Source organism: Lewinella sp. W8 (assembly GCF_004375085.3).
In the GTDB taxonomy this organism is placed as follows: domain Bacteria; phylum Bacteroidota; class Bacteroidia; order Chitinophagales; family Saprospiraceae; genus Neolewinella.
The window spans coordinates 1-651 of record NZ_SNAQ03000061.1 but is presented as its reverse complement, the minus strand read 5'-3'; the positions used below and the strand labels follow the sequence as shown (position 1 = coordinate 651).

The window sequence follows — 651 nt, the reverse complement described above, 5'->3', positions numbered from 1 at the left end:
TGGCGACCTTCGACGAAGAAGACCCCGAGTGTAACGACGTGGTGATCACACGTACGTTTACGGCCACGGAACTGGACAACTGCGAGAACGCAGCCGGTGAAGAGAACGGCCCGGCGGTGACCTCCTTTGAGATCACCTTCGTGCAGCCGACGCTTGCCGACATCGAGCCCGAAGGCGATGAGCTGGACGTGGCCGAGTACGAGTGCGACGAGACCCTGGCCCTGGGTGCCAACGGCAACCCCCTGCCCCGCGACGAAGACATTCCCTTCTTCAGCTTCGGCGATCGTACGATCCCGCTGGTGGTCAACGGCACGGTATGCAACATCGGCCTGACCTACGAGGACGGTCCCCGGATCCAGACCTGCCCCAACACTTACAAATTTGTGCGGACTTACACGGTCATCGACTGGTGTAACCCCGGTGCCCCACGCACCTACACCCAGGTGGTCAAGGTGGGAGACACCACGGCCCCTGACTTCACGGCTCCGACGCAGGACCGCGACTTTGACGGTACCATCGACGACGGCCCGCTGGAGTTCAGCACCAACGCCGGTGATGTTTGTGCGGCCTACATCCGCCTGGACGATCCGAGCATCGTACTGACGGACAACTGTAGCGCCGGCATCGAGCTGAAAGCTGACATCTACCCCT

At 61.8% G+C, this 651-nt stretch carries 1 pseudogene; it reads left to right on the top strand.

From position 1 onward, the window contains the following. Positions 1 to 651 (top strand): annotated as a pseudogene (locus E1J53_RS24065) (hypothetical protein); the annotation flags it as partial.